The organism is Bartonella sp. MR63HLJHH, assembly GCF_042194155.1.
GTDB classification, from domain to species: domain Bacteria; phylum Pseudomonadota; class Alphaproteobacteria; order Rhizobiales; family Rhizobiaceae; genus Bartonella; species Bartonella grahamii.
Map to the genome: position 1 here is coordinate 174,568 of NZ_JBHIMN010000002.1, position 26,326 is coordinate 200,893.

At 39.1% G+C, this 26,326-nt stretch carries 23 protein-coding genes and 2 pseudogenes; 14 read left to right on the forward strand and 11 right to left on the reverse strand.

The features are described 5' to 3' along the window. Positions 1-359 precede the first annotated feature (359 nt). The gene (locus ACFIKQ_RS02155) at positions 360-1,022 is read left to right on the forward strand and encodes a thiamine phosphate synthase (protein WP_375655764.1); all 663 of its coding nucleotides are present in this window, start codon (positions 360-362) and stop codon (positions 1,020-1,022) included. A 310-nt stretch (positions 1,023-1,332) separates the two neighbouring features. Next, positions 1,333-1,977, forward strand: a complete 645-nt coding sequence (locus tag ACFIKQ_RS02160; protein WP_375655765.1) for a TIR domain-containing protein — start codon at positions 1,333-1,335, stop codon at positions 1,975-1,977. A 401-nt stretch (positions 1,978-2,378) separates the two neighbouring features. Here the strand turns inward: ACFIKQ_RS02160 and ACFIKQ_RS02165 are convergent, their stop codons facing one another. Both ACFIKQ_RS02165 and ACFIKQ_RS02170 read right to left on the reverse strand, forming a co-directional pair. After that, a complete protein-coding gene (locus ACFIKQ_RS02165) occupies positions 2,379-2,642 on the reverse strand; it encodes a type II toxin-antitoxin system RelE/ParE family toxin (protein ID WP_375655767.1) in 264 nt (87 codons plus the stop codon). Beyond that, positions 2,642-2,830: an antitoxin gene (locus ACFIKQ_RS02170; protein WP_375619989.1), complete on the reverse strand. Its 189-nt coding sequence runs from the start codon at positions 2,828-2,830 to the stop codon at positions 2,642-2,644. Before ACFIKQ_RS02170 ends, ACFIKQ_RS02165 begins: the two co-directional genes overlap by 1 nt. 496 nt (positions 2,831-3,326) lie before the next feature. Between ACFIKQ_RS02170 and ACFIKQ_RS02175 the strand changes: the two genes are divergently transcribed. The 7 genes and pseudogenes from ACFIKQ_RS02175 to ACFIKQ_RS02205 all read left to right on the forward strand — a co-directional run. Beyond that, a complete protein-coding gene (locus ACFIKQ_RS02175; protein ID WP_375652711.1) occupies positions 3,327-3,692 on the forward strand; it encodes a helix-turn-helix domain-containing protein in 366 nt (121 codons plus the stop codon). A gap of 366 nt (positions 3,693-4,058) precedes the next feature. Further along, positions 4,059-4,424, forward strand: a complete 366-nt coding sequence (locus ACFIKQ_RS02180) for a helix-turn-helix domain-containing protein (RefSeq protein ID WP_273787687.1) — start codon at positions 4,059-4,061, stop codon at positions 4,422-4,424. Positions 4,425-4,766: 342 nt separating this feature from the next. Further along, the gene (locus ACFIKQ_RS02185) at positions 4,767-5,810 is read left to right on the forward strand and encodes a tetratricopeptide repeat protein (protein ID WP_375655769.1); all 1,044 of its coding nucleotides are present in this window, start codon (positions 4,767-4,769) and stop codon (positions 5,808-5,810) included. Positions 5,811-6,413: 603 nt separating this feature from the next. After that, positions 6,414-6,779: a helix-turn-helix domain-containing protein gene (locus ACFIKQ_RS02190; RefSeq protein ID WP_375644450.1), complete on the forward strand. Its 366-nt coding sequence runs from the start codon at positions 6,414-6,416 to the stop codon at positions 6,777-6,779. Positions 6,780-7,265: 486 nt separating this feature from the next. Then, positions 7,266-7,841: an elongation factor P gene (gene efp, locus ACFIKQ_RS02195; protein ID WP_273787683.1), complete on the forward strand. Its 576-nt coding sequence runs from the start codon at positions 7,266-7,268 to the stop codon at positions 7,839-7,841. An 11-nt stretch (positions 7,842-7,852) separates the two neighbouring features. Then, positions 7,853-8,644: an inositol monophosphatase family protein gene (locus ACFIKQ_RS02200; protein ID WP_015856959.1), complete on the forward strand. Its 792-nt coding sequence runs from the start codon at positions 7,853-7,855 to the stop codon at positions 8,642-8,644. Between the two features lie 92 nt (positions 8,645-8,736). Next, positions 8,737-9,013, forward strand: a pseudogene (locus tag ACFIKQ_RS02205) (inositol monophosphatase family protein); the annotation flags it as partial. Positions 9,014-9,487: 474 nt separating this feature from the next. Here the strand turns inward: ACFIKQ_RS02205 and ACFIKQ_RS02210 are convergent. Further along, positions 9,488-10,756 carry a hypothetical protein gene (locus tag ACFIKQ_RS02210; protein ID WP_375655771.1) on the reverse strand — a complete coding sequence of 423 codons (1,269 nt, stop codon included), beginning with the start codon at positions 10,754-10,756 and terminating at the stop codon, positions 9,488-9,490. An 879-nt stretch (positions 10,757-11,635) separates the two neighbouring features. Continuing rightward, complete coding sequence (locus ACFIKQ_RS02215; protein ID WP_375655773.1) at positions 11,636-13,426, reverse strand: ABC transporter transmembrane domain-containing protein; 1,791 nt, start codon at positions 13,424-13,426, stop codon at positions 11,636-11,638. A 187-nt stretch (positions 13,427-13,613) separates the two neighbouring features. Here ACFIKQ_RS02215 and rpmE point away from each other — a divergent pair, with 187 nt between their 5' ends. From rpmE to ACFIKQ_RS02230, 3 genes and pseudogenes are all read left to right on the forward strand, one after another. Further along, positions 13,614-13,835: a 50S ribosomal protein L31 gene (rpmE, locus tag ACFIKQ_RS02220; RefSeq protein WP_015856961.1), complete on the forward strand. Its 222-nt coding sequence runs from the start codon at positions 13,614-13,616 to the stop codon at positions 13,833-13,835. 243 nt (positions 13,836-14,078) lie between these two features. Continuing rightward, positions 14,079-14,204 (forward strand): hypothetical protein, encoded by a 126-nt coding sequence (locus ACFIKQ_RS02225; RefSeq protein ID WP_375635519.1) that lies wholly within the window; start codon positions 14,079-14,081, stop codon positions 14,202-14,204. Between the two features lie 338 nt (positions 14,205-14,542). After that, positions 14,543-14,794 (forward strand): annotated as a pseudogene (locus tag ACFIKQ_RS02230) (ABC transporter); the annotation flags it as partial. 1,219 nt (positions 14,795-16,013) lie between these two features. On the opposite strand, the gene ACFIKQ_RS02235 reads toward ACFIKQ_RS02230, so the two are convergent. From ACFIKQ_RS02235 to tkt, 6 genes are all read right to left on the reverse strand, one after another. Next, positions 16,014-16,145: a hypothetical protein gene (locus ACFIKQ_RS02235; RefSeq protein ID WP_375655775.1), complete on the reverse strand. Its 132-nt coding sequence runs from the start codon at positions 16,143-16,145 to the stop codon at positions 16,014-16,016. A 622-nt stretch (positions 16,146-16,767) separates the two neighbouring features. Continuing rightward, positions 16,768-16,935 carry a hypothetical protein gene (locus tag ACFIKQ_RS02240; protein WP_375655777.1) on the reverse strand — a complete coding sequence of 56 codons (168 nt, stop codon included), beginning with the start codon at positions 16,933-16,935 and terminating at the stop codon, positions 16,768-16,770. Positions 16,936-17,847: 912 nt separating this feature from the next. Further along, positions 17,848-18,879: a class I fructose-bisphosphate aldolase gene (locus ACFIKQ_RS02245; protein ID WP_375647357.1), complete on the reverse strand. Its 1,032-nt coding sequence runs from the start codon at positions 18,877-18,879 to the stop codon at positions 17,848-17,850. 129 nt (positions 18,880-19,008) lie between these two features. Further along, positions 19,009-20,202 carry a phosphoglycerate kinase gene (locus ACFIKQ_RS02250; protein ID WP_375655830.1) on the reverse strand — a complete coding sequence of 398 codons (1,194 nt, stop codon included), beginning with the start codon at positions 20,200-20,202 and terminating at the stop codon, positions 19,009-19,011. A 514-nt stretch (positions 20,203-20,716) separates the two neighbouring features. Continuing rightward, positions 20,717-21,724, reverse strand: a complete 1,008-nt coding sequence (gene gap / locus ACFIKQ_RS02255; protein ID WP_375655779.1) for a type I glyceraldehyde-3-phosphate dehydrogenase — start codon at positions 21,722-21,724, stop codon at positions 20,717-20,719. A 202-nt stretch (positions 21,725-21,926) separates the two neighbouring features. Next, positions 21,927-23,933 carry a transketolase gene (tkt, locus tag ACFIKQ_RS02260; RefSeq protein ID WP_375655781.1) on the reverse strand — a complete coding sequence of 669 codons (2,007 nt, stop codon included), beginning with the start codon at positions 23,931-23,933 and terminating at the stop codon, positions 21,927-21,929. A 334-nt stretch (positions 23,934-24,267) separates the two neighbouring features. Here tkt and ACFIKQ_RS02265 point away from each other — a divergent pair, with 334 nt between their 5' ends. Together ACFIKQ_RS02265 and ACFIKQ_RS02270 are read left to right on the forward strand one after the other, a co-directional pair. Beyond that, positions 24,268-24,543 carry a DUF4164 domain-containing protein gene (locus tag ACFIKQ_RS02265; protein ID WP_005774573.1) on the forward strand — a complete coding sequence of 92 codons (276 nt, stop codon included), beginning with the start codon at positions 24,268-24,270 and terminating at the stop codon, positions 24,541-24,543. A gap of 12 nt (positions 24,544-24,555) precedes the next feature. Beyond that, a complete protein-coding gene (locus ACFIKQ_RS02270) occupies positions 24,556-24,933 on the forward strand; it encodes a cell division protein ZapA (protein ID WP_375635514.1) in 378 nt (125 codons plus the stop codon). Positions 24,934-25,568: 635 nt separating this feature from the next. Here the strand turns inward: ACFIKQ_RS02270 and ACFIKQ_RS02275 are convergent. Further along, positions 25,569-25,760 (reverse strand): hypothetical protein, encoded by a 192-nt coding sequence (locus ACFIKQ_RS02275; RefSeq protein ID WP_375655783.1) that lies wholly within the window; start codon positions 25,758-25,760, stop codon positions 25,569-25,571. Positions 25,761-26,326: the final 566 nt, after the last annotated feature.

Below are 26,326 nucleotides of genomic sequence, written 5' to 3' on the forward strand. Positions count from 1 at the left end.
CTCCCACACGCCACAAACCCCTTGAAGTCCCATAAAAATGGTGGTTACCCTTATTGCCAACAAGCATCAACAGGATGAAATTTTAATTTTTAAGAGTCAAGTTTCATTTTAAGCGTTTATTTTTTAAAAGGCAAAATTTTTTTAAAGGTAAAAGAACGAAAAGAATCCATACATGTATCACAGCAAAAAGGCGACATATTATGCTTAAAAACACTCTCATTTCTCATAAGCAGGCTCCCACACACCCACAAATCCTTTAAATTACGTGAAAATGGTGGTCACTTTCATCGCAAAATAAGCATAATAGAATGAAACTTTAATTTTAAGCATTATTTTTCTCTAAGAAACAGGGATTTGACATGACAGAACAAAAAAATAAACCAATTGATCCGCCTCTTTTCCCTCAGTTGATTTTAACACTCGATGTTCGGCGCAACACCCCACACCCATTTTTGCAGCAAATTTTGCAAACAAAGTCTTTTGCATGCGTCATCCTCTATGATTCTGAAAAGTTGAAAGATGATAGCTCTTTTTTACAACAACAAGCACAAACTTACGCAGAAGATATTCAACATCATGACGCAGCCCTTCTCATCGCTGATGACAGCCGCATTGCTGGACGCATAAAGGCTGATGGATTGCACATAGAAGATGATCTTAACGCTCTTGAAAGCTTCAAAAATCAGCAAAAGGAACAAAAAATCATAGGCTTTGGCAATTTACGCAATCGCCATAGTGCTATGCTTGCAGCGGAAACAGGTGTTGATTATCTATTTTTTGGCAAATTAGGGGCTGATAAAAAACCCCATGCGCACCCCCGCAATCTCCAGTTAGCAACATGGTGGGCAGAAATTATGCAAACCCCCGCCATTATCCAAGCAGGAAGCGATTTTTCAACTTTTGATGAAGTCTTAAAGACTGGATGTGAATTCATTGCTGTAGAAGAAGTGATTTTTGGGAACGACAACCCCTTAATACTGCTTAAAACAATGCAAGAAAAATGTGAAAACACCCCCTTGTAATATAGGAGGAGAATTTATAATAAAGCGTTAACTTTCGTGCTTCTTATATAGAGCACATAACGGCATATACAAATAGGAGAAAAATTCGTTTCGTTTATTCACAATTCAATCAGATCGCTTCATCACGCAGTAAAATTTCCCATCATTTAGTCAAGTTTTCCCACGTTTCAATCAATTGAATGGAAGATGACCGTTTCTTTTTGTGCATCGTATAAGAACATGAAATCATAAAGCTATTTAAATTCAAATAGTTATAAAAATAAACCAACATTTTATATTAATAGCCAGCAATATTGAAAGAATATAAACAGTGAAATATAGCGGAACCTTCGAAGACCTTAAAGATATAGTTAAAACAGCTGGATATAAAATCATAGAAATTAAGTCTCTATCACTTAATTCTTCTAAAGGATATCAGATCAAAACCTCCGAAGGAGGCGTTATTAATTGGTATGAAAGCACAGGAACAATCAACGTTCAAGGCAAAGAAAACATAAAACAAAAGTTAATAGAAGATTTAGCAAAGCATCTAGAAGAAACATCAACGATTCCTTCCTCAAAAACTGCCCCCAATACCTCAAATAAAAAAATCTTTATCGTTCATGGTCACGATCGTTATGCCTTAAAGGAGCTTGAACTTATTCTTCTCAAGCTTGGTCTCGAACCATACATCTTACAAAACACGAGTGGTAATGGTTTAACCATCATTCAAACTTTGAAAAAAGAAATTTGTGACAGTTCTATAGGTTTTGGTATTGTACTCCTCACGCATGATGACATGGGTTATGCTATATCTCAAGGTGCAGAAAAAGTTCAACCCCGTGCACGACAAAACGTTATTTTCGAAATGGGCATGTTAGCTGCCGCACTTCCTCTTGAGAGGATTGCTATTCTACAAAAAGAAGGCATTGAAATGCTTTCAGATGTTGGTGGAGTTTACTACCTTTCTTTTTAAGAACACGTAAAAGAAACATTTCCCAAACTTATAGAGCGCTTAGGAGAAGCTGATTTCTCTTTTAATATAAATGAAATTACTCGTGCATTAAATTAAATTTGAATAATGCTTATGTTTATTTTTTAAAGCGCACGCCCAAAACCACAAGGCACCCTACCACATTCCACAGACACACACATCCTATAGGCTCAAAGAAACGATCACCCCCCACCCTTCCTCAAACAGCAAGCAATTGTGCAAATTTAAATGAAGAGACTGCGTGTGAATTCATTACCATAGAAGAAATCATTTTAGTCTCTTTGATAAACGCGGGGCTGTTGTCATAATTTTGGTAATTGTTCCAGAAAGGTTTAAGAGGCAGATAGCCTCTGATTAGATTAAAGAAAAATAGGAAATTCACGTCAGGCATGTACTACAGCTACAATTTCGATTTGATTTGCAGCTACTCGATACAATATAAGGTAATTTGGATGCGCTACAATTTCTCGTAATCCTAATACCTTCTCACTCTGTCTGTATAAATATGGATGTTCTGCCAATGGCAGTACGGAGGCTTCTAAAAACCTTTTCATTCGGCGCGTAGCAGATGAATTTTCGCGAGCAATGTACGTTAAAATCTGACGCAAATCGTCGCGCGTCGAAGACAACCAAACAACCGGAAGCATCACTTTTCCTGTTCAGCTTCAAGCTGACTGATTATAACTTCCATTTCAGCCATAACCTCATCATGCGGAATAGGAGGATATGGATTTGCAAGACTTCTCGCTACCTTATCGCGCAGCCATGCAGTGTAGCTGCTTTCCTGTTCAACAGTTTCGAACTCTGAAATTAGCGGAGAAAGGGTGGTCTTCATAATATATGTCCTTTCTATTCCTGAATATTGAAAATAATTACTCTTGGCTATGTTGTCAATACTAGAGAATTGAAAATGTTTAACTTTTAAGCGTCCAAAGTTCTTTTGATCTTAAAACTTAAGGCTTTTTAACCCTCTCAAAAAACACGGATCTGATATCATGATTTTGGTAATCGTTCCAGAGAGGTTTAAGAGGCGAATAGCCTCTCATTAAAAAACAAATTTTGTAAGTAAAAAACTATTTTTATTGTAAATTTCCTGAAATTACTTTATGAATTAAAAGATGTTTTGGTCGCATACGCAACGACCAAGAGGGTCTTGAAAGCCCGAAAATCTAAACATGAATTTACCCCACTTTGTGGGTGTCCCGGAATTCCGGGAGTTTTTGCTATGTCCAGGTGCTTTAAGCACTAAAAGCAAAAAAAGCTGATTAGATTTCAGTACTTTCAAGCTCCCGGAATACTCATGCGAGGGCGCTCGCAACCGGCGGGGAAAAATGCAATCTCAGAATCTTGATATTGACCTTTTTATTGGCAAAAAAATTCGCTTAAAACGAAAAATGTTGAAGATGTCTCAAAAAACATTAGGTCAACATTTAGGCGTCACTTTCCAACAAATCCAGAAATATGAAAAAGGCTTAAATCGTGTCAGCGCAGGGCGTTTAATGGAAATTTCTGATATTTTGAATGTTCCACTTTCCTTTTTTTATGCGGATATCTTAACAAAACAACAGCCCCCATATCATCATGATGAAATCGCATCAAGCACAGAGGAATATCTGCTGCTCAAAAGATTTAGAACTCTCACAACGGTAAAAAAGAAAGCCTTTTTACAGCTCATCGCTGATGAGAATGCAAGCTAACATAACGCGATAGTGTGTGCTATTCAAAGTCCCCTTTGTGAACGCTTTATTGCTTGAATGCAAAACATGCCACCCCTCCATTTTAAGAAACGACACGGTAAGAGACACTATTTTAATTTTTATTGTAAATTTCCTGAAATTACTTTATGAATTAAAAGATGTTTTGGTCGCATACGCAACGACCAATAGGGCTCTAAAACCCGAAAACTCAAACATGAATTTATCCCACTTTGTGGGTATCCCGGAATTCCGGGAGATTTTGCTATGTCCAGGTGCTTCTTAGCACTAAAAGCAAGATGCTGATTTGAGTTCAGTTTTAGACTCCCGGAATACTAATGCGAGGGCGCTCGCAACCGGCGGGGAAAAATGCAATCTCAAAATCTTAATATTGATCTTTTTGTTGGCAAAAAAATTCGTTTGAGACGAAAAATGTTGAAGATGTCTCAAAAAACATTAGGTCAACATCTAGGCGTCACTTTCCAACAAATCCAGAAATATGAAAAAGGCTTAAATCGTGTCAGCGCAGGGCGTTTAATGGAAATTTCTGATATTTTGAATGTTCCACTTTCCTTTTTTTACGCGGATATCTTAACAAAACAACAGCCCCCATATCATCATGATGAAATCGCATCGAGCACAGAGGAATACCTGTTGCTCAAAAGATTTAGAACTCTCACAACGGTTAAAAAGAAAGCCTTTTTACAGCTCATCGCTGATGAGAATGCAAGCTAACATCACACGGATAGCGCACTATTCATAAGCATTCATACGTATTTTAAAAAGCAGCCCCCATTGTAAGCATTTTTTCATTTTAGGAGGAGATGCCCTTAATATAATAGAAGATAAGCATTTTTACACACGACACCCCTTCATTATTATTATTTTTAACAGGATTGTTTTAAACAGTCTGGCTCTCGTCGACATTTATGCTATTTTTTTAACTTACCCACCCCTACCCTAACTTAAGACGAAAAACTGAGAAATAAAAAGTAATATAGAAATGAGATTCTTATACGGCTTGTAATGATGAAAGAAAAATGTGAAAATTCTGATCGGTAATGAGGAGAAAACACCATGATCAAGAGAAGCGTGAAGCTGCTTATCTTAGGCGTGATTGGACTTGCAAGTTCTGCTGTCAATTCAGCTGGAAACACTGAAGAATTCTCAAGTTCTGAAGGCTCTTTCAATACGATTCAAGAAGCTTCAAACACTCAAGAACCTTTTCAGCCCTTAAAAGCAGGAGACTATGATCAAGCCTATGACTATTACATCCAAGGTTATTATTTAAAAGCTTTTCGTGAAGCACTCCGACGTGCTGAAAAAAATGATCCTTTTGCACAAACTCTTCTTGCCAGAATTTATATGGAGGGATGTGCTGTCCCTATTGACGGTGCGCGTGCTGCTTTATGGTTTGAACGCGCCGCAAAACAGGGGGAACCCCAAGCACAACTACGCTATGGACTTATGTTGTTTGATGGTCACTTTATAAAACAAAATCAAGAACTTGGTGAACAATTCATTCAAAAAGCTGTCAATGCAGGCGTCAAGGAAGCCTATTTTTATTATGGACAACTGCTTCTTTATAAAGCCTCACAGGAAAAACAAGCTCTCCCCGGTGTTTCTTCCCAAAGTCGTGAAAATGAAGCAATCGAGCAAGCCTTAAAATTGTACTTAAAAGGTGCTGCTCTTGGGGATGCTGAAGCTGCTTTTTCTGCTGCAAAAATTCTTGCCTTAGGTACGTTAACACGACCCAAGGATGATCGCAATGCCCGCAAACTCATGGAGGTAGCGGCTCAAAACAACCACTTAAAAGCTCAACTTCATTTAGCACAATGGCTTATACAGGGGCGTGGAGGAGAAACAGATCTTCCCCGTGCTTTTCATTTACTTCAAAGAAATGCTATCAACATGATAGCACCAGCACAGATTTCTCTTGCTAGGCTTTATCGAGATGGCACAGGAACAAAAGGCGATATAATAATGGCAGCGGCATGGTATATGCTCGCAAAGGAAGCAAAAATGCAAGCCCCTGATCTTGAAATGATGCTCCAAGGCATGGACAAAACACAACTAGAAAAAGCGCACAAAGAAGCAATAAAGCTCCTTCCTGTTTTTTAAAATACTCCTCTCTGCTTCAAAAAGATAAAATTTATAGAAATTCCGGAAGATTTTGCACTGTCTAGGGGCGATAAGCCCTAAAAGCAAAATGCTGATTTGAGGTCAGTGTTTTTAGACTCCCGGAATACCAACGCGAGGGCGCTTGCACCCCGTCGGAGGGAAATGCAAACCAAAGATCTTTATAACGACATTTCCATTGGTAAAGAAAACGCACTGATGTCATTTGCTTAAGCAAACAATATCCAATAAGCAAAAGAACTAGGCTATCACGCAAATTCCAAAAGCTCTATTTTTTCATTCTTTTTGCTTGGATGAAAAACACGCCGTCTCTTATAAAAAAACTATTTTTTATTGTAAATTCCCTAAAATTACTTTATGAATTAAAAGATGTTTTGGTCGCATACGCAACGACCAATAGGGCCTTGAAAACCCGAAAACTCAAACATGAATTTACCCCACTTTGTGGGTATCCCGGAATTCCGGGAGTTTTTGCTATGTCCAGGTGCTTTAAGCACTAAAAGCAAAAAGGCTGATTTGAGTTCAGTATTTTCAAGCTCCCGGAATACCAACGCGAGGGCGCTCGCAACCGGCGGGGGCTTTAAAATGCGAGCTAAAAATCCTCATATTGATCTTTTTGTAGGCAAAAAAATTCGTTTGAGACGAAAAATGCTAAAAATGTCTCAAACAACTTTAGGTCAACATTTAGGTGTTACTTTCCAACAAATCCAGAAATATGAAAACGGCTTAAATCGTGTCAGTGCAGGGCGTTTAAAAGAGATTTCCGATATCCTAAATGTTCCGGTTTCCTTTTTCTATGCTGATATCGTCACAAAACAACAGCCCCCATACCACCATGATGAAATCGCATCAAGCACAGAGGAATACCTGCTTTTAAAAAGATTTAGAGTTCTAACCACTGTAAAAAAGAAAGCCATTTTACAGCTGATCTCTGATGAGAATGCAAGCTAACATCATACGGATAGCACACACCACACTCTATCCCATGAGACACTATAATAAACTCCGTATTCAAATATTCATCACATATTCTCAATTAAAAACACCTCATGGTTTTACGGAACTTATATCATTGCCATCAATTATATCATTGCCATCAATGATGATATTTTACGACACAACGGGATAAATTCCCCTAAAAATTCTAAAAAATTTTTGTGCAATTTTTTAAAAAGCTTGCGTCTGAGCGCTTTTTATGGTCTTGCAAAGAACTGAAAAGCAAAAATACATCAAGGTCCTTTTTTACTTAAGCTTTTCTCTTTGCAAAAAACATGAGAAAACCTATGGAGCACACAGGACCATGAGAGAGCCACAAGGCTAATCAAAGGAATTTGAGCCCGAAAATAACAAAAGAGCTCACCGTTAAAGGCAGCAAAGAAAAGCGCCATAACGACAACAAAAGAGTTCTTTTTGCAAGAATAGAATTGGATAGAAACGATGAAAATTAATGGCAATGAAATTCGCCCTGGTAATGTGATCGAACATCAAGGAAGCTTATGGGTTGCTGTTAAATGCAACGCTGTAAAACCAGGAAAAGGTGGTGCATTTAACCAAGTTGAAATGAAAAATTTAATTGATGGTACAAAACTTAATGAACGATTTCGTGCTGCTGAAACGGTTGAACGCGTGCGCCTTGAACAAAAAGATTTCACATTTCTTTATCAACAAGGGGATGCTTTGGTCTTTATGGATTCAGAATCTTATGAACAACTTGAACTTCAAAAAGATTTTGTTGGTGAACGTGCTGCGTTTCTCCAAGATGGGATGACTGTCACAGTTGAACTTTATCAAGAAAAGCCTATTGGCATCTCACTTCCTGATCAAGTTGCTGTCACGATTGTGGAAGCCGATCCTGCCATCAAAGGACAAACGGTTACCTCCTCTTATAAACCCGCCATTCTTGAAAACGGGATTCGTATTCTTGTTCCCCCCTTTATGAATGCTGGTGAACGTATTATTGTAGACACCAATGAGTTGATTTATTTGCGTCGCGCAAATGAAAAAGATAAATAAAGGAATAAAAAATGGCCCATTCTGCAGTCATGAATGTCATGGTGCAAGCTGCAATGAAAGCAGGACGCTCGTTGGTGCGTGATTACGGTGAAGTGCAAAATTTGCAAGTGTCTTTGAAAGGACCAGCAGATTATGTCAGCCAAGCAGATCGCAAAGCGGAAAAAATCATTTTCAATGAATTAAGCAAAGCGCGCCCCAAATTTGGTTTTCTAATGGAAGAATCTGAAGAAATCATTGGCGAAGATTCCCAACATCGTTTCATTATTGACCCTCTAGATGGCACCACAAATTTTCTTCATGGCATTCCTTTTTTTGCTGTTTCCATTGCCTTAGAAAGTCAAGGGAAAATCGTTGCTGGTGTCATTTACAATCCCGTAAGTGATGAACTATTTACCGCAGAACGCGGTTGTGGTGCTTTTTTCAATGACCGACGCTGTCGCGTTTCTGCACGGCGCAGACTAGAAGATTGTGTCATTGCCACAGGTATGCCTCATTTTGGTCGCCCAAATCATGGAACCTATCTTATTGAATTACGCAATGTGATGGCGGAAGTTGCCGGACTTCGCCGTTTTGGCGCTGCTGCTCTTGATTTAGCTTATGTTGCTTCTGGCCGAACCGATGGCTTTTGGGAAGATAACCTGCAAATTTGGGATATGGCTGCTGGAATATTGATGGTTCGCGAAGCCGGTGGTTTTGTCACCGATAAAGAAGGCGGCAGCGATATATTCCGCAAAAAAAATATCATTGCTGGCAATGAACACATTCGCATCAAACTAGAAAAAACCCTCAAAAAAGGCATTTAGACCTCAGAAGTAGTGTCATTTTAAAAGGCAATGCTAAAAGTGCAACTTTGCAACATCCCCATAGAGATATCTCTCATCACGCAACCTTATCTCTTATTGAATTGCGCAAGTAATGATGAAAGTTGCTGGACTTCGCCGTCTTAGCGCTGCTGCTCTTAATTTAGCTTATGTCACCGCAGGAAAAACCGATGGCTTTTGGGAAGATAACCTACAAATTTTTGATAGAACTACCGGCATACTGATGGTTCGCAAAACCGGCGGTTTTATCACCGATAAAGAAGGCAACAATATATCCCGCAAAAAAATATCATTGCTGGCAATGAACACATTCGCATCAAACTAGAAAAAACCCTCAAAAAAAGTATTTAACTCTTACAGTTTTTTACAAAAACCTTAGAACCTTAAAAAACCACGTGGAGAGAGAGTTTTAAATTTTCTTTACATAAAACGATAGGAAATAACTGATCAGATAGTGACAAAAACATCATCACAAATAAAAAATATACTCGCTATACCCCCCACAAAAGCAATCCTCAACAGCTTACCTTATTGACGTTTCTGTTATTCAAATCCCCCTCCAAACAAGCTAAAAAAGGCAATAAACAAAAAAACATCATAACAAAAAGCTACAAAAAGCAATTATCGAACCCAAAACAAAAACACAATCCATTTCCTCCTCAATATATGCTCTTTATAGTGCGCTATCCATTGATCGAAAATCTCCTCCCTCAAAAATCTGCCGCATATACCTCTATTTGCTTTTCACAAAAATACGCAATTATGTCAATTTCCATTAATATACTAATTCATACAATTGTTACCAGCTTCTCCCTCTTTTCAGCATTATTCTAAAGTATGTATCAAATAGGCATGGGATTTATGAAAATGCACATTTTTGTTCTCGAGAATTGCTTTCTGCACTTCACTTGCAAGCTGCTCTTTATCTTTTTCAATAGCCTCTTCCAATGCATTTACCTTTTCATCACCGAAAATGATTTTTAATTTTTCTTTTGAATTTCCTATTTTGACAAGCATTTCCCAAAAGATCCATTGATTATCACATTTCTTACTTGACCACTTCATCCATTTTATGACTCCTAATTTATAGGCTTTTTCAAATTTTGGAGTCTCTTTAGCAATACGCAACCCCTTTTTCTTTTCTTTATCTTTCTCTCTACAAACATCAATGTCATTTCTAACCGCGGAGTAGCAACAATCCTTATCAAAGGCCATATATCCTTCTTTTACCGTATCAATAAGCTGCTTATAGTAAATGAAAGTTTCTCTTGCCGCCTTATAATCACTGGAAATATCATACAATAATGCTAGAAGCTCTCTTTTACAAATGCATAGTAATTCAGCATCTCCAGGCAGACTAAGATACCAACGAGACAGTATCTCTTCTAGCGTTTCATATTCTGTATATTTAGGTATATCTTCATAATAAATTTCCAAAGATTTTAACTCTTCATAGTATCCTGAAGCCTTTTCTTGTAGTTGCTGTTCATATTCAGCCGTAATCATATCATCAACCATATATAAACACCAATGAAGCGACAACATTGTATGTTTATATCGTTTTTTTTTCGTAAGAGGATCTACAAACTTTCGCAAAGTGATCCTATTCTTTCTCATCAATCGCACTGCTTTTAGATAAGTTTCCTTAAAAGTGATTATGAACGCATTTATTTTTTTGATATGTTCATCAGTCAGTTCTTTTGTCAGCGCCGTTTCATACAAAAACCACGCTTCTCCATATCCTTGCATACAAATATCTTTTACCATCAAAGGCCATTGTCCGCTCGATTCAGAAGATAGCCAATGTTCAGGATTTTTTATCTCCAGTAAATCTCTTTCCCATTCCTTTACTTCTTTATCCCATTGTTTAATCCATTTTGGCGATATTTTTTGAGTTTTTTTAACAAGCTTTTGTTCCCATTGAGCAATAATATTTTGGTATATCGCGCACTCTCGATCTTTTAGCTGCAGTAATTTCTCAAACTGTTCAAGTTGTTCACTTAATTGCTTTTTCTGATAATTTACTAACCAAAGACTATAGATTATACTCCCTGCTATAAATATTCCCCCTATCACTATGACAGCTTCACTCATTCTTGCTCTCTTTTATTCTCACCAACATTTAACGCAGCTCTTTTATCGATTTCTCGATATTGTATCATTGTGTGTACATCTGATTTGAAAATCACTACATATTATATTTTAATAAAAACAATACACAAAATATAGATATTTTTGTTGGTAAAATAGAACAATTTGTATTTAATAATGCTGTTTTAGTGATTTATGTACTTTAAAGAAAAGCCTTATAAGCCCTCAAAATGCATGATCCATGAAATATTGATTTTCAAAGTAATAAAAACCTTAACTCAACCAAACAGCAAAACAAACTGCGTGCTTTGTTCGCACTGTTTTATAACATCGATAAAAAGCGCCTCTCTGCCTATTTATCAGTTCTTCTTTAAGTAGCCCAGCACCATCATACTCTTATGCCAGCGCCCCCCGTTGTGACAGTCCCTAAAACTTGTGACGATTCATGAAGAGGACTTATTCTTTCTAAAGTGTTTTATTCACGCGGGCTCTCTCTGCTTGCCACATACAAGAGACATGGTTTTGATTGATTTAATATAACTAAATTTGACATGAGAAAATCCTATAGTATTAATAATCTCTCATAAAAAACAATGAATTATCCTTATAAATCAACGTAACAGTGCTGTTATGAAGAGAACTCCTTGCACATCTTAATAGTTCATAGAGATTAACTGGGTGTCATTTTATATTCTGTACACAGATGAAGTATTTTTATAAAAATGCTCCGTCTCACGCAGAAAAAAACAGCCCGTTAAGACTTTAAAAAGAAAAACCTCTCAATGCTTGCCCTCTTTTTCCATGAGAGATTCAAATTGATAAGCCTGTCTGAAAGGAGTGCTGGTTATGTCCTTAAAGATACTGCTCTTGTATCAAGATCACTTACTCCGGTGAAAATTGGAGTTTTGCGAGGTAAGCATAGACGCCATTTTTTGCCACAAGTTCTGCATGGGTTCCTTCTTCCACAAGAGCGCCTTTATCCATCACGAGAATACGATCAGCTTTTAAAATTGTTGCCAAACGATGTGCAATTACCAAGGTTGTACGATTTTGCATCAATCCTTCTAAGGCGTCTTGCACCAACTTTTCACTGTTTGCATCTAAAGCAGATGTTGCTTCATCAAGTAGCAACAGGGGTGCATTTCTTAGAATTGCCCGTGCAATACCAATGCGTTGTTTTTGCCCCCCAGAAAGCATGGTACCACGTTCTCCTACTTGCGTATCCAAGCCATCTGGTAAAGCTTGAATAAATTCAAGTGCATTAGCCGCCTTAGCGGCAGAAAGGATTTCCTCTTCATGAGTATTTTCAGTTCCAAAAATAATATTATCACGCAATGTTCCATCAAAAATGGCGACATCCTGTGGAACATAGGAAATTGCGCTGCGTAAATCTTCTAAAGAAAGGCGATTAATTTCCATGCCATCCAACCGAATTGTTCCACTTATCGGGTCATAAAAACGAAGGATCAAAGAAAAAATGGTGCTTTTTCCTGCTCCTGAAGCCCCAACAAAAGCAACCGTTTCGCCTGCCTTCACAGAAAACGAAAGCGAGCGTAAAATCTTCTCTTGTGGTCTAGAAAGATAAATAAAATCAACCTGATCAAAAACAAGTTCGCCTCGAACAGGTTGTTCCAATGATAAAGGATTTTTAGGAGCTACAATAGTAGGTTGTTCTTGTAGCAATTCGGAAAGCCGCTCAGCAGCGCCTGCTGCTTGGATTAACTCTGCCCCCAGTTCCGATAATTGCGCAAAAGTAGAAGCTCCAAAAACCGCATAAAGGACAAATTGCCCTAATGTCCCACCTGTCATCGTTCCATTCAAAACATCGCGCGACCCAATCCATAAAACAGCAACCACACTGCTAAAAACCAAAAAAATTGCAAACCCCGTAAAAAAGGAGCGCAGGATCACAGAAGCACGTGCTGTTTGAAAAGCCCGTTCTATCAATTGTGAAAACCGTGTTGCAACGAGTTTTTCTGCGGTAAAAGCTTGCACAGTGCGAATAGCACTTACCTGTTCTGTAGCAACAGCATTGGCATCTGCCAGACGATCTTGCGCCGCACGCGTACGAGAGCGAACTTTCCGCCCAAAAACCACCAAGGGAATGGCCACAACAGGAATAGCAACCAAAACCAACAAAGACAATTTAGCATTGGTAATCACCATCATCACGACGGCTCCGATCACTATAATCAACTGACGCAAAGCAGTAGAGGCGGTAGAACCCACAGCTAATTTTATTTGTGTGGTATCTGTTAGAAGCCTTGAAACAATCTCTCCTGAATGCGACCGATCAAAAAAAGCAGGAGAAAGTTTCATAATATGAATAAACACATCACGCCGTAAATCGGCAACAATCCGCTCTCCCAATGTGATAACACAATAATAACGGCCAGCAGAAGCAAATGCGAGAAGCAAAGCTAAAATAAACAAAATTCCGAAGTAAAAATTGATATGTCCGTGGCTTGAAGTAGAAAACCCATGATCAAACATTTGGCGGATAGCCACAGGCAAAGCTAATGTGACAAGAGCAGCAACAGATAACGCTAGAAAGGCAAAGATAAACAACCAACGATAGCGCAAAAGATAAGGAAAAAAAATTGCAAGCGAAGAGAATGAAGATTTTTTAGGGGAAGACTTTGTAGATTTTTCTGAATGATTGAAGAGATTCATAAGGTTTCGCTCACTATATTGAATTTATAACACTTGATACAATGATGCATCTTGAACACTTGTTTTTTTATGCATGCTCAGCTATAGGAATAAATACTTTAATCAATGTATCAAAAAGACAAAGGAAGCGCACTTAAAAAATCGAGCAAGTGCTGTTTCATTCTGTAAACGCAAAAGGTTTTTACGCATGAAAGCGAATATTCATCCCAACTATCACACAATTACCGTTGTTATGACGGATGGAACCCAATATAAAACGCGCTCTACTTGGGGAAAAGAAGGCGATACTCTTAATCTAGATATTGACCCAAGAACGCATCCAGCATGGACAGGTGGCTCCCAGACACTCGTAGACCGTGGCGGTCGTCTTTCTAAATTCAAAAATCGTTTTGGTAATATTGGCATGTAAAAGCCTATTCCTGATTATAAAGAGCACAAGTTTTAAAAAATGATTGCTCTATTGTAAGTGATTGGTTTTTTTATGCTGTAAAGAGTGCACTTTAAATATTAATTCAAAAACGCATCCAACATAAATAGATGGGATCTTAGGCACTAATAAATCTTGGTGGCTGCGTTTTTTAAATTTAAAAATCAGTTTGAAATACGAGCATAAATCCTTCCTCGTAGAGTATAACGACCTGAAATAAAATAATTGCAAACCATTCTTCTTTTTTTGGAACTGAAAAATACCCGTGAAGAGAGTATTCTTGTCGCCGCTAAAGCGGCTAATGCGCTTGAACTGATTCAAGCTTTACCAGATAGCTTGATACGTGAATAGGAGAACGTGGTACCATGCTTTCTGGGGGACAAAACAACACATTGATATTGCACGTGCAATTCTAAGAAATGCACCCCTGTTGCTGCAAGCCGGCACCATCATTATATTTGCCAGCTCATGGGTATTGCTACAGCCCTTGGCACTTGAGAGGATTTATTATAAACATTTTAAGTCCTTCCTTAATATTTTTTTATTCACGCGGTCTCTCCCCACTTGTAACGTACAAGAGACATGGTTTTTGTTGATTCAACATGGAACAGGTTTGAAATGAGAAAATCCTGTAATATTCGGGATCCCCATTCAACATACAAAACAGTGAACTATTATTATAAATCAAAGTGTTGCTGCTTGATGAAGCAACATCTGCTTTAGATGCAAACAGTAAAAAGTTGGTGCAAGACGCCTTAGAAAGATTGATGCAAAATCGTACAACCTTGGTAATTACACATCGTTTGGCAACAATTTTAAAAGCTGATCGTATTCTCGTGATGGATAAAAGCGCTCTTGTGGAAGAAGGAACCCATGCAGAACTTGTGGCAAAAAATGGCGTCTATGCTTACCTCGCAAAACTCCAATTTTCACCTGAGTAAGTGATCTTGATACAAGAGCAGTATCTTTAAGGGCACATAAACAGTACTCTTTTCAGACAGGCTTATCAATTTGAATCTCTCATGGAAAAAAGAGGGCAAGCATTGAGAGTTTTTTCTTTTTAAAGTCTTAACGGGCTGTTTTTTCTGCGTGAGATGGAGCATTTTTATAAAAATACTTCATCTGTGTACAAAATATAAAATGATCCCAGTTAATCTTTATGAACTATTAAGATGTGCAAGGAGTTCTCTTCATAACAGCACTGTTACGTTGATTTATAAGGATAATTCATTGTTTTTTATGAGAGATCATGAATACCATAGGATTTTCTCATGTCAAACCCTCATAGTGAATCAAACAAAATCTCTTGGCTTGCACATCACAAGCAGAGTTAGCGTGTGGAGTGAAGCTTTACAAAAAAGAACAAAATGCCTCTCTTATCCCTTTAAATACCAAGGGCTGTCACAACATTGGGGCGCTGGAAAGAGTATACGACTGGCAAAGAGTATAATGGTGCTCGCCTTACCGAGGAAGCCCTTATGCGGCCCACTTTATAGGCTGGATACAAGCTCTACCCTAAAGACTGATCACACTCTTAAAAAACTGAATATGAAAAATTTTTCATGCCCTCTATCACCGCCCTAAACAATAGTGTTTACCGAAAATCATGACAAATTGTAATTCACAAATAGGCTTTTCTCATCTGCAAGAGTATCCTTTTATTCTCTTTCAAAAAAACGAACACTTTTTGAACATTGTTTGCAGATCCGTACTATTGAAAAAGAGCAAAAACTCTTTTAGCGCTTTTGGGCTTCTTATAACTTTTGTGAGCGCGTATAAGCAACAGCTTTTATAATAAACCAGCTGTTGGCAAAATCGTAAAATTTTATCAAATTTATTGTTTGTAAATATCACCACAACCACTGTTCTGCTCTTGCAGACACGCATCCTCAAAACACTTTCTCTTTGCTCACAAATTGTCTCTCCAGCTCTTTCTTCCAGTCATAGCCTATAAAAATAAGGATAGCGTACTTTAATTGGACACCATCTTCCCACACCACCACCAACGCCATCATTTATATTTACAGCCCTCAATTTTATAGCCACCCCCTGTCGTGCTTTAAGAAGGCACATTAACGATGATAGAAACATGTACAAAGAGGATATATTTTTAAGGTATTTATGTTTTAAAGCTTACACCAAATCATAATTTTTTTATAGCTAGTCAAGCGTCTGCAAAACTGACACCCTAACCCTTTCAAACCGTTCAGCTGTTTCAGTAACAGATAAGCCAAGTTCTACAATTATATCTTCAACCACGAGTTCACCGAGGTACAGAGGATTTTCCATCATTTTTTAGCACTCCCTCTTCAGTGATCCTCTGGATAATTAACTCATTCAGCATCTATACCAGCAAAGCTAAATATTACGTGCTAATTTTCCTTTACAATCATTAACCAAGACCCCTCAAAATGACCTTTTCGTGAATAGAGCTAAAAGGATAAGTCATTCAAAGTCATCTGGAGATATAGCTATATCAAAAGCACCTAAAATACGCCCTAGTTGCTAAGTATAGGCGATTTTCCCCCTTTTATCGTATCAGTCTTGTAGAACTTTAAATCCTTTATGTTTAAATAAAAAAATCATAATTGGATTATATTGCATAAAGATGCTTTGTCTGATTTTTCCATTTAACACACGATAAGGTACCATTTAGGCACCATGAGAAGCTTTCCCCTTATATCATGATTTCAGAGCCGCATGAGAAAAACAAAATAAGCCGTTTGGGTGTCTTAAGGTCAAGGATGCCGTTAGACGCAACCTTTAAAGGATTTCCTTGAGCTTAAGGACCAAGGCTTGTTAGTCCTCTCATTAAACGCAGGTCTAATGTTACGATTTTGGAGAGCGATTATTAAGAATTTGAGAGGCAGACAGCCTCTCATCTTGATTTATACACAAACGAATTGCACTCTATTTATTCAAAGAGAATAATTTCATACTCAGGAGGTGCTAAACGGAATAAGAGAGCGTCGTAACCCCATGCAGCATACATGCAGCAAATAGAAAAAACGCCTTCACCAATTGCTAAGATTAATGTGAACGATATACCGGCTTCATCTGCTGTTGCTTCGCGGCGTTCCAAGTAGTATCCGACAAAAAAGAAAAAGCACGTTAATCCGCTCGCACCCGCAAAGAAGCTTAGTACGGCATGAACCAATCCACGCATGCGGAACAGGATAAGAAAAATTATGAAAGTAAACACTCCAAATATTACAGCGAATACTCTACGCACCATATTGCACAATTTTCGCATCATAATTACAGAAAAGCTCTGTTCTGCGTATCGATTTTTTCTTTTTGTGCTTGTATTCTTAGAAGATATGCTGTCCACAACTCCCCCCATTTTAAACCAAAATGCTGTAAAATTAGCTATTTGTAATTATATCATCATAAAATACAAGAAAAATTTATTCATTTTAACGAAAAATAGGTGTTTTATTGAGATGCAAATCTATTTTGTTAGCAAGAGTTATTCAATCCGTTCGTCAATAAAAAGCCACCCACCTTGCAGAGGAAGCTATCCTGACGCACAAAAACTTCATAAGCTGTATATTAAAATCCACTCAGACATCGCAACTCTCTAATCTACCCGCTTAATCCACCTTTGAAACTGCAATCAAATGAATTCTGCTGATGACAAGTAATGATAACATGAAAAAGAAAAAATATCACAAGATCAAACTATTCAATACAGTCTTAGCTTTATGATTTTCATTCAAAAAGCAAGTGCCCACCCATGAACGACACCATACTAAGATGCTGCGCATTCACAAATTTCCTTTAAAGCACCATCTCCCCTTCCCGAAATCGGACCTCTTGCGCAATCTTATCTTTTGATAGTACCCATTAGAGACTTTTAAAAGGTCCAAGGAGAAAACTCTCTGAGAAAGCTTTCAAGCCTAAAACGCCCCCGCCATTTTTATCATGATGAGGGCACCCAAAATCACGCAGAAACATGTAAAACCTCTCCGCATTTAGGTATAAGGCTTGTGCTTCAAGCGCAGGCTTTTTCTCGTTCTGTTGTCCATTGTCCCAAAGCCGCAAGATGATTCATCAAAGCCCGATGACTAAATGCCTTCTGTGCAACAGCAATATTCTCATCTTTTCCAGCCCATGCTTTTAAAGCAGCTGCTTGCAATGCCCGTCCATAAGAAAAAGTCAATTTCCAAGGCAATGCGCCCAAAGAATTCATGGCAGATAAATGCGCCGTTGCTTCCTGATCAGACTGTCCTCCAGAAAGAAAAGCAATTCCTGGAACAGCGGCAGGAACAGTCTGTTTAAGCACCTGGACGGTCTTTTCAGCAACTTCTTCAACAGAAGCGTTGCGGGCATCCTTTCCATCAATCACCATATTGGGCTTTAAAATCATCCCCTCCAAAAGAACACGAGCTTCAAACAATTCTTTAAAAACGGTCTGTAAGACAGCTTTTGTCACCTCAAAGCAGCGTGTAATGGAATGCCCACACGATGGTCCATCCATCAACACTTCGGGCTCAACAATCGGCACAATCTTGAACTCCTGACACAAAGCAGCATAGCGTGCAAGAGCTTGTGCGTTTTGTCTTATTGCGCCTCTTGTTGGCAAAGTGTGTTCATCAATAGCAATTACCGCACGCCATTTAGCAAAACGTGCTCCCAAAGCATAATAGTCTTTTAGCCGCTCACGAAGACCATCCAACCCTTCGGTAATTGTCTCTTGTGGAAAAGCGGCCAAAGGTTTTGCACCGGTATCAACTTTAATCCCTGGCAAAGCGCCTGCATCCCGAATAAGATCCGTCAACATTTTCCCAGTTGATGCTTTTTGCCGAATGGTTTCATCAAATAAAATAACCCCAGAGATGGCGCTTTCCATTGCTTCTTTTGTACTAAAAAGCATTTCACGATAAGCACGGCGTCTATCTTCATTGGATTCAACACCAATGCTTTCAAATCGCTTTCCAATGGTCGCCGTACTTTCATCTGCCGCCAAAATACCTTTACCCGCATGCACCAAAGCAAGTGCAATATCTTCAAGCCGTTCATTCATAAAAAATTCCTCTTTATTTTGTCTTAAAATTTCATTTTGTCTTAAACTTCCAAAAGTGCGCAACACGTTAAACACAGCCTACACAACGACACACAGCTCTTTTTTAAAGCTGCTCTTTCAATAAACTCTCTAAGCCTGCATAAGGGCAAGAATGCCAGGCAGAACCTTACCTTCCATCCATTCTAAAAAAGCCCCTCCAGCAGTCGAGAGATAAGTAAAATCATTGGCAACACCAGCATGATTAAGAGCAAAAACTGTATCGCCCCCTCCCGCAATTGAAACCAACTTTCCCGTCAAACTACGTTCTGCTGCATGGCGTGCAACTGCAATGGTCCCCTTATCAAAAGGAGACATTTCAAAAACACCAAGGGGTCCATTCCACACAAGAGTAGCAGCTTTATCTATCACAGTATTGATATGCGCAATAGAGCGTGTCCCAATATCCAATATCATGCCATCTTGTGGAATATCTTCAATGTCATAAAGACGATGCGGTGCATCTTTTTCAAAGCGAAATCCAACGACAGCATCCTGAGGAAGCAGAAGGGTACATTGACACTCTTGCGCTTTTTTGATGATTTTTTTTATCGTGTCCATCAGCGCATGTTCACACAGTGACTTACCAACAGACACACCTTGCGCTGCTAAAAAACTGTTAGCCATGCCCCCACCAATCACGAGATGATCAACCTTTTCCACCAAATGATTGAGCACAAAAAGCTTGCTGGAAACTTTCGCTCCTCCCACAATGGCAACCACAGGGTGTGTTGGATTGCCAAGTCCTTTTTCTAACGCCTGCATCTCACCTTGCAAAGAGCGCCCTGCATAAGAAGGCAACAAATGCGTTATTCCCTCCACCGAAGCATGGGCACGATGAGAAACTGAAAAAGCATCATTGACATAGAGATCCCCATTATGAGCCAAAGCTTCCGCAAAAGAACAATCATTCTTTTCTTCACCAGCATAAAAACGAACATTTTCAAGCAGTAAAATACCCCCATTTTGTAATGACTCAACCGCAACCTGCACCACCGAACCGATGCAGTCAGGAGCAAAAGAAACAGGCTGATTAATGATCTTTTCCAGCACTTGCACAACAGGACGGAGTGAAAACTCTGGCTCTACCTTTCCTTTGGGGCGACCACAATGAGAAAGCAGAATAAGTTTAGCACCCCGCTTTTGTAGCTCAACGAGTGTCTCTTTATGTCGCTCTAAGCGTGTCGTATCACAGACCTTGCCCTGCGCCATTGGCACATTAAAATCCACCCGCACAAGAACACGTTTTCCAGTGACATCAACATCATCAAGTGTACGAAACCCCATCACTGCTTCCTCTTCACTTTCCATTGTTTCAAATAAAAACGCATCCAACAACCCTGCCCACTTTTCTTTCCATTTATCCCCCTCTTTGCTTTTACAAGAGATCCACGACAGCCTATCTCTCACCCTCTGCTTGAAAAGCCAAAGCTTTCATCATCAAATGTACAAAAGCCCACCATTGTTCTTAATCTTCATATCCCATTGTGGCAAACAAATGCATTGGCTCAACTTGATCTCTATTAAAGCTTCCTTTTACTTCTAGGCAAAAGAATTTACATCTCCTAATTTTCTAATGTTTTCTCAAAGGATATCTCATTCAGATCTTACTTTTTCAAAGTTTACTCTTTCATGCAGCTTTTAAAAGCACGTATTGACCCAGTATTAAAACAAAACACATCATCAATTTTTCAATAGTCTCTTTTCTCCAGCGCATGAGAACAATATCCTCTATCTGTTTTTCTCAAAATTGTACAAAAATGAGACTTTTTCCTATAAAAAGGAGGACCCTGAGGTCCTCTTATATTGTCTTAGCAAGAGCCACAGCCGTATCACTCATACGGTTAGAAAAGCCCCATTCATTATCATACCAAACCAAAACGCGACAGAGCTTACCATCAATCACTTTTGTTTGATCATTGTGGAAAATAGCTGAATGAGGATTATGATTAAAATCACAACTCACAAGTTTTTCTTCTGTATAGTCCAAAACGCCCTTCAAAGGACCTTTTGCAGCAGCAGCAATGGCTGTATTAATTTCTTCGATTGTTGTGGAACGCTTAGCGGTAAATGTCAAATCAACCACAGAAACATTAGGGGTCGGAACACGAATCGACACACCATCAAGCAATCCCTTTAATTCTGGCAAGACCAATCCCACAGCTTTTGCCGCTCCTGTTGAGGTAGGAATCATAGAAAGAGCTGCCGCACGTGCACGATAAAGGTCACGATGCATTGTATCCAACACAGGTTGATCACCCGTATAAGAATGAATTGTTGTCATAAAGCCCTTTTCAATGCCCACCGTGTTGTGCAAGACTTGTGCAACAGGCGCCAAACAATTGGTTGTACAAGAAGCATTTGAAACAACGCGATGCTCGCTGCTTAAAGATTGATGATTAACCCCATAGACGACCGTAAGATCTGCTCCTTCAGAAGGCGCAGAAACAAGAACACGCTTTGCCCCCGCATCCAAATGAGCACTTGCTTTATCACGCGCAGTAAAAATGCCTGTACATTCTAAAGCAATATCAATATCCAAATCTTTCCAAGGCAATTGAGCAGGATCACGCTCTGCGCATACCTTTATTAAACCACTCCCCACATCAATGGCATCCCCTACCACCTTAACGGTCCCAGGGAAACGCCCATGAACTGAATCATAGCGCAATAAATGGGCATTTGTTTCCACCGATCCCAAATCATTAATTGCGACCACTTCAATATCTTGCCGTTCACTTTCCACAAGCGCACGTAAAATATTGCGACCAATACGACCAAACCCATTAATTGCAACACGAACTGTCATTTCACATGTTTCCTCATCAATTTTTTAAGCACAACATTTAAAACACAATAAATGGGTATTTCACCAATCCCAAATCATTAATTCCCACAATGTCAATATCTTGATCACTCACTCACTTATCCACAATAATGCACAAGATCATCCAGAACACTGCACAGAATATGATGTCCTAAAATCACCCCATTCATGACAACACAAGCTGTCATTTTGTCTTTTTCTCTTTGATCTTTCCAAGCTCTTTTTCAACAGTGGCGACCACATTCTCACAAGTAATACCAAAATGCGCATAAAGGGCATCAATTGTTCCACTTGCCCCAAAGCCCTCCATACCAATAAACACACCATCACAGCCAATAAAACGGTCCCATCCTTGGGCGACAGCAGCTTCAATGGCAATTTTAATCGGCGCATCTCCAATGAGAGCACGCTGATAGGAGAGAGATTGTTGAGAAAAGAGTTCAAAACAAGGCACAGAAACCACACGCGTTGGAATGCCTTTTTCTTCTAACACCGCATGTGCCTCCACCGCAATTTGCAATTCTGAACCAGAAGCAAACAGCGTCACTTGTGCATCATCGCTAGCTGTTAGGAATTCATAAGCACCGAGCATACAGAGATTTTCTTCTTCATACTCTTGACGCAAAAGCGGTAGATTTTGTCGACTCAAAGCCAAGGTAGAAGGCGTTTTGCGTGCTTTCAAAGCCAATTGCCAACACTCAACTGTCTCCATAGCATCAGCAGGGCGGAACACAAGATGATTAGGCATTGCGCGCAGGCAAGCCAAATGCTCCACGGGTTGATGGGTAGGACCATCCTCACCAAGACCAATGGAATCATGAGTCATGACATAAATCACCCGCAATCCCATCAAAGAAGAGAGCCGCATAGCGGGACGCATATAGTCAGAAAAGCATAAAAAGGTTCCCCCATAAGGAATAAAGCCGCCATAAAGGGCAAGACCATTCATCACGGCTCCCATTGCATGTTCGCGAATTCCATAATGCAGATAGCGCCCTGAAAAATCTTCAGCAGAGATACTTTTCATCTGACTGCTTTTGGTATTATTAGATCCGGTTAGATCAGCCGAACCACCAATGGTCTCAACAACGACTTCATTGATCACTTCAAGAGCCATTTCCGAGGCTTTACGCGTAGCAACAACGGGGCGCTCTTCAACCAGTTTTTGTTTATAAGTATCAATAGCGCCATCAAATCCACCCACGAGATCGCCTCGCATCAATCTTTCGAACTCCACACGCTCTGAGACAGGAAGATCAGCAAATTTTGCTTCCCACTTTTGACGTTTTTTAGCAGCATTGAGACTAGCCAAGCGCCAACTATCGAGAATATCGGCTGGAATAACGAAAGGCTCAGCCTCCCACCCTAAAGCGATACGGGTTTCAGTGATTTCTCGTGCGCCCAAAGGAGCTCCATGAACTTTATTGGTACCCGCTTTATTTGGCGCTCCAAAACCAATTGTTGTTTTACAAGCAATCAAAGTTGGTTTATCGGAATTTTGTGCCGCCTCAATAGCCCGCGCAATTGCTGCTTGATCATGCCCATTGACTTTATGGGTCTCCCAACCAGAAGCTTTAAAACGCGCAATCTGATCAGTACTATCAGCAAGTGAAATCTCTCCATCGATGGAAATATTATTATCGTCCCACAACACAATCAACTTATTGAGTTTCAAATGGCCAGCAAGGGAAATCGCTTCTTGAGATATCCCTTCCATAAGGCATCCATCACCCACCAACGCGTAAGTGTAATGATTGATGAGATCACCAAAACGGGCATTTTGCAAACGCTCACCAATCGCCATTCCCACAGCATTTGCCAACCCTTGTCCAAGTGGCCCAGTGGTTGTTTCGATTCCTGCAATATGCCCATATTCTGGATGCCCAGCAAGTTTAGACCCTATCTGGCGAAAATTTTTGAGATCCTCAAGAGAGAGATCTTCATAACCAGAAAGATACAAGAGAGCATAAAGCAACATAGACCCATGCCCCGCCGATAACACAAAACGATCACGGTTAGGCCAGCGAGGATTTTTAGGATCATGAGCAAGGAATTGTGTATAAAGGACCGTAGCAATATCGGCTGCCCCCATTGGCAAGCCCGGATGACCAGAATTTGCTTTTTCAATCGCATCAATAGCAAGAAAACGGATAGCATTGGCCATCTGATTCTGTTGGTGGGTATTTGTCATGAATAATCGACCATTTCGTTAAATACGTTATTCTGTTGCTTTTTCCGTATTCTCTTAAAATTCTCAAGGAATACTATTTTTTAACCATTAGCGTGAAACTTTTTGCCACCACTTCAATAACATTAACAACATTCCCCTCACGCGTCCTGTATATCCATGTCATTTATGTCAATACGCGCAAAAAATCCAGCTTTTAATTTATATCTATCCCCTGCTTTGCTTGCTAAAATATCCTACATACTTAAAAATAAAATGCACACAATACAAAATTGAAAGTGATTCGTTTTTGCATAACACATTGATAAAGGATACAATTACCCAAAGGATAAAAGCAATGAACCAAGAAACGACGGTTCTACAAGATGCTCTAGAGCACCTAGAAAAAGCACTTAGAACTTTAGAGATCACCATAATAAACCGCAATGCCGTTATTGATAAAAATAACGAATGGGAAGAAGAAATTCAACGAATGAATGCTGACCGCAGCCATCTTGCTCAAGCGCTTGACAAAGCTGAAGCCCAAATTGAACGCTTAGAGTCCGTAAACAAAGAAGTTTCCAAACGTCTTATTAAAGCAATGGAAACAATTCGTGTTGTCATTGATAGATAAAGGTTTGAATGTATGGAAACTGTTTCCGTTACCATTGATGGTAAAATTTATCGCATGGCTTGTGATAAAGGACAAGAACGTCGTCTTATCGCGCTTGCTGCTCAATTGGATCAATATATCACACATTTAAAGAACAATTTTGGTGAAATTGGCGACCATCGTTTATCGGTTATGGCTGGCATAATGATTATCGATGAAATGGAAGAAATAAAACGAGAAAATAAAAAACTACAAGAAGACTACAATGCTCTTTTACGACTCCACAACGAAAGAGACCGCACCATGGGGAAAATTATGCGTGACACCACACAACGCATTGAAAATCTCACCAACCAATTGCTCAAAGATGATCAAAACAGCACAAACTTTCAAGAACAGGAAGATTTCTAAAAGTACATCAGCGCGTAACAAACCAGTGATTTTACTTGTCCGCTACACCTCACAGGATAAAAACTCTTAAACCCACACCAGTCTGTAAATGGTCCAGTTTTTTATAGAGAGGATTCCAGCTACTCACCACTTATGGGATAAACTTAAAACTCAACAAGAAAAACTCGGCCCTGAATATTTCACCCCTGCACAAACACTTCTTATATCAAAGAGGAAACCTTATATCACCACCCTTCAAATGAGATGTCTTTTAACAGCACAACAAGATAAAAAACCAACATCATTGTAAAAAAATCATATAAATGACAACAGAAATAAACAAATAAAGCATCCTTCGAGAAAAAGAACTATATTCATGTTCCCTATGAATGCATACCAAAAGTCCTTACCCCTAGATAATATCAAGCAGATTTAAGATATATTTAAAAAATAACCTTATCTATTATACCGTAAAACACCGCCATTTGATAATATAAGCACTATGGAGTCTTTGCACCTAGAATGTCCATCAGATGAAACCCTCCTAAGAAGAACCGTATCATTTATAAACCAGCGTGAACTTTAGTATTTTCATCCTTTAGAGCAAGAAGAAAGCCAAACCCGAAGATTATGTTAATCTGCGACAACTTCAAACATCATAAACTACAATAATAGCTCTTGAAAACATTCTCTACCAACATCTTTATCCTTATAACAAACAATCCATCCATATCTCTCTCCCCAGTCCTCAAAATCTCCACGCTTAATAAAAGAAAGAGCAAACCAGCACCATCATAACCAGCCTCCAATATTGCAACAGCCCCCCCTTGGCTCTTAAAAAGATTCATACGAGGGGACGCCTTTCTTGTACAGTTTTTCCCCACAAGCCCCCCCGCTTGTGACGTGCAAGCAAATAGTTATGATTGACAAAACATGCACAAATTTAAAATAAAACAATCTTGCGGTATTCGGGATTTTGATAGAATATAAAGAACGCTATATTATCATTATAAATCAATATGTTGCAAATGCGCCAACAAAGTATATTTTTAAAACACATTCACCCAACACTTTTTTTCATGACATACCAGCATGACTTTTTAGGCACATAATTTTAATTTTATTCAATTCTGTTTGCAAAAGTTTAAAATGAGAAAAATTTCAAGGCTCTCATTCAAAAAGCAAAAGAATGAACTCTCATTATTAATGAACATCTCGCTCGTATAAACATCAATAAAGCAATCCCCACTATGCCTGCCTCAATGAAATAAAAGGGAGTCTCCCATTAAATGCCCTACCGTAAAAGCAGCTTCCTCAGAACTAAAACAAAATCAACAGACAACATCACCGCATCTGCTCCCATCCCCAAACCTGACAACCTAAAGCAACGCCTTGCTATCTTTACAATGGGAGA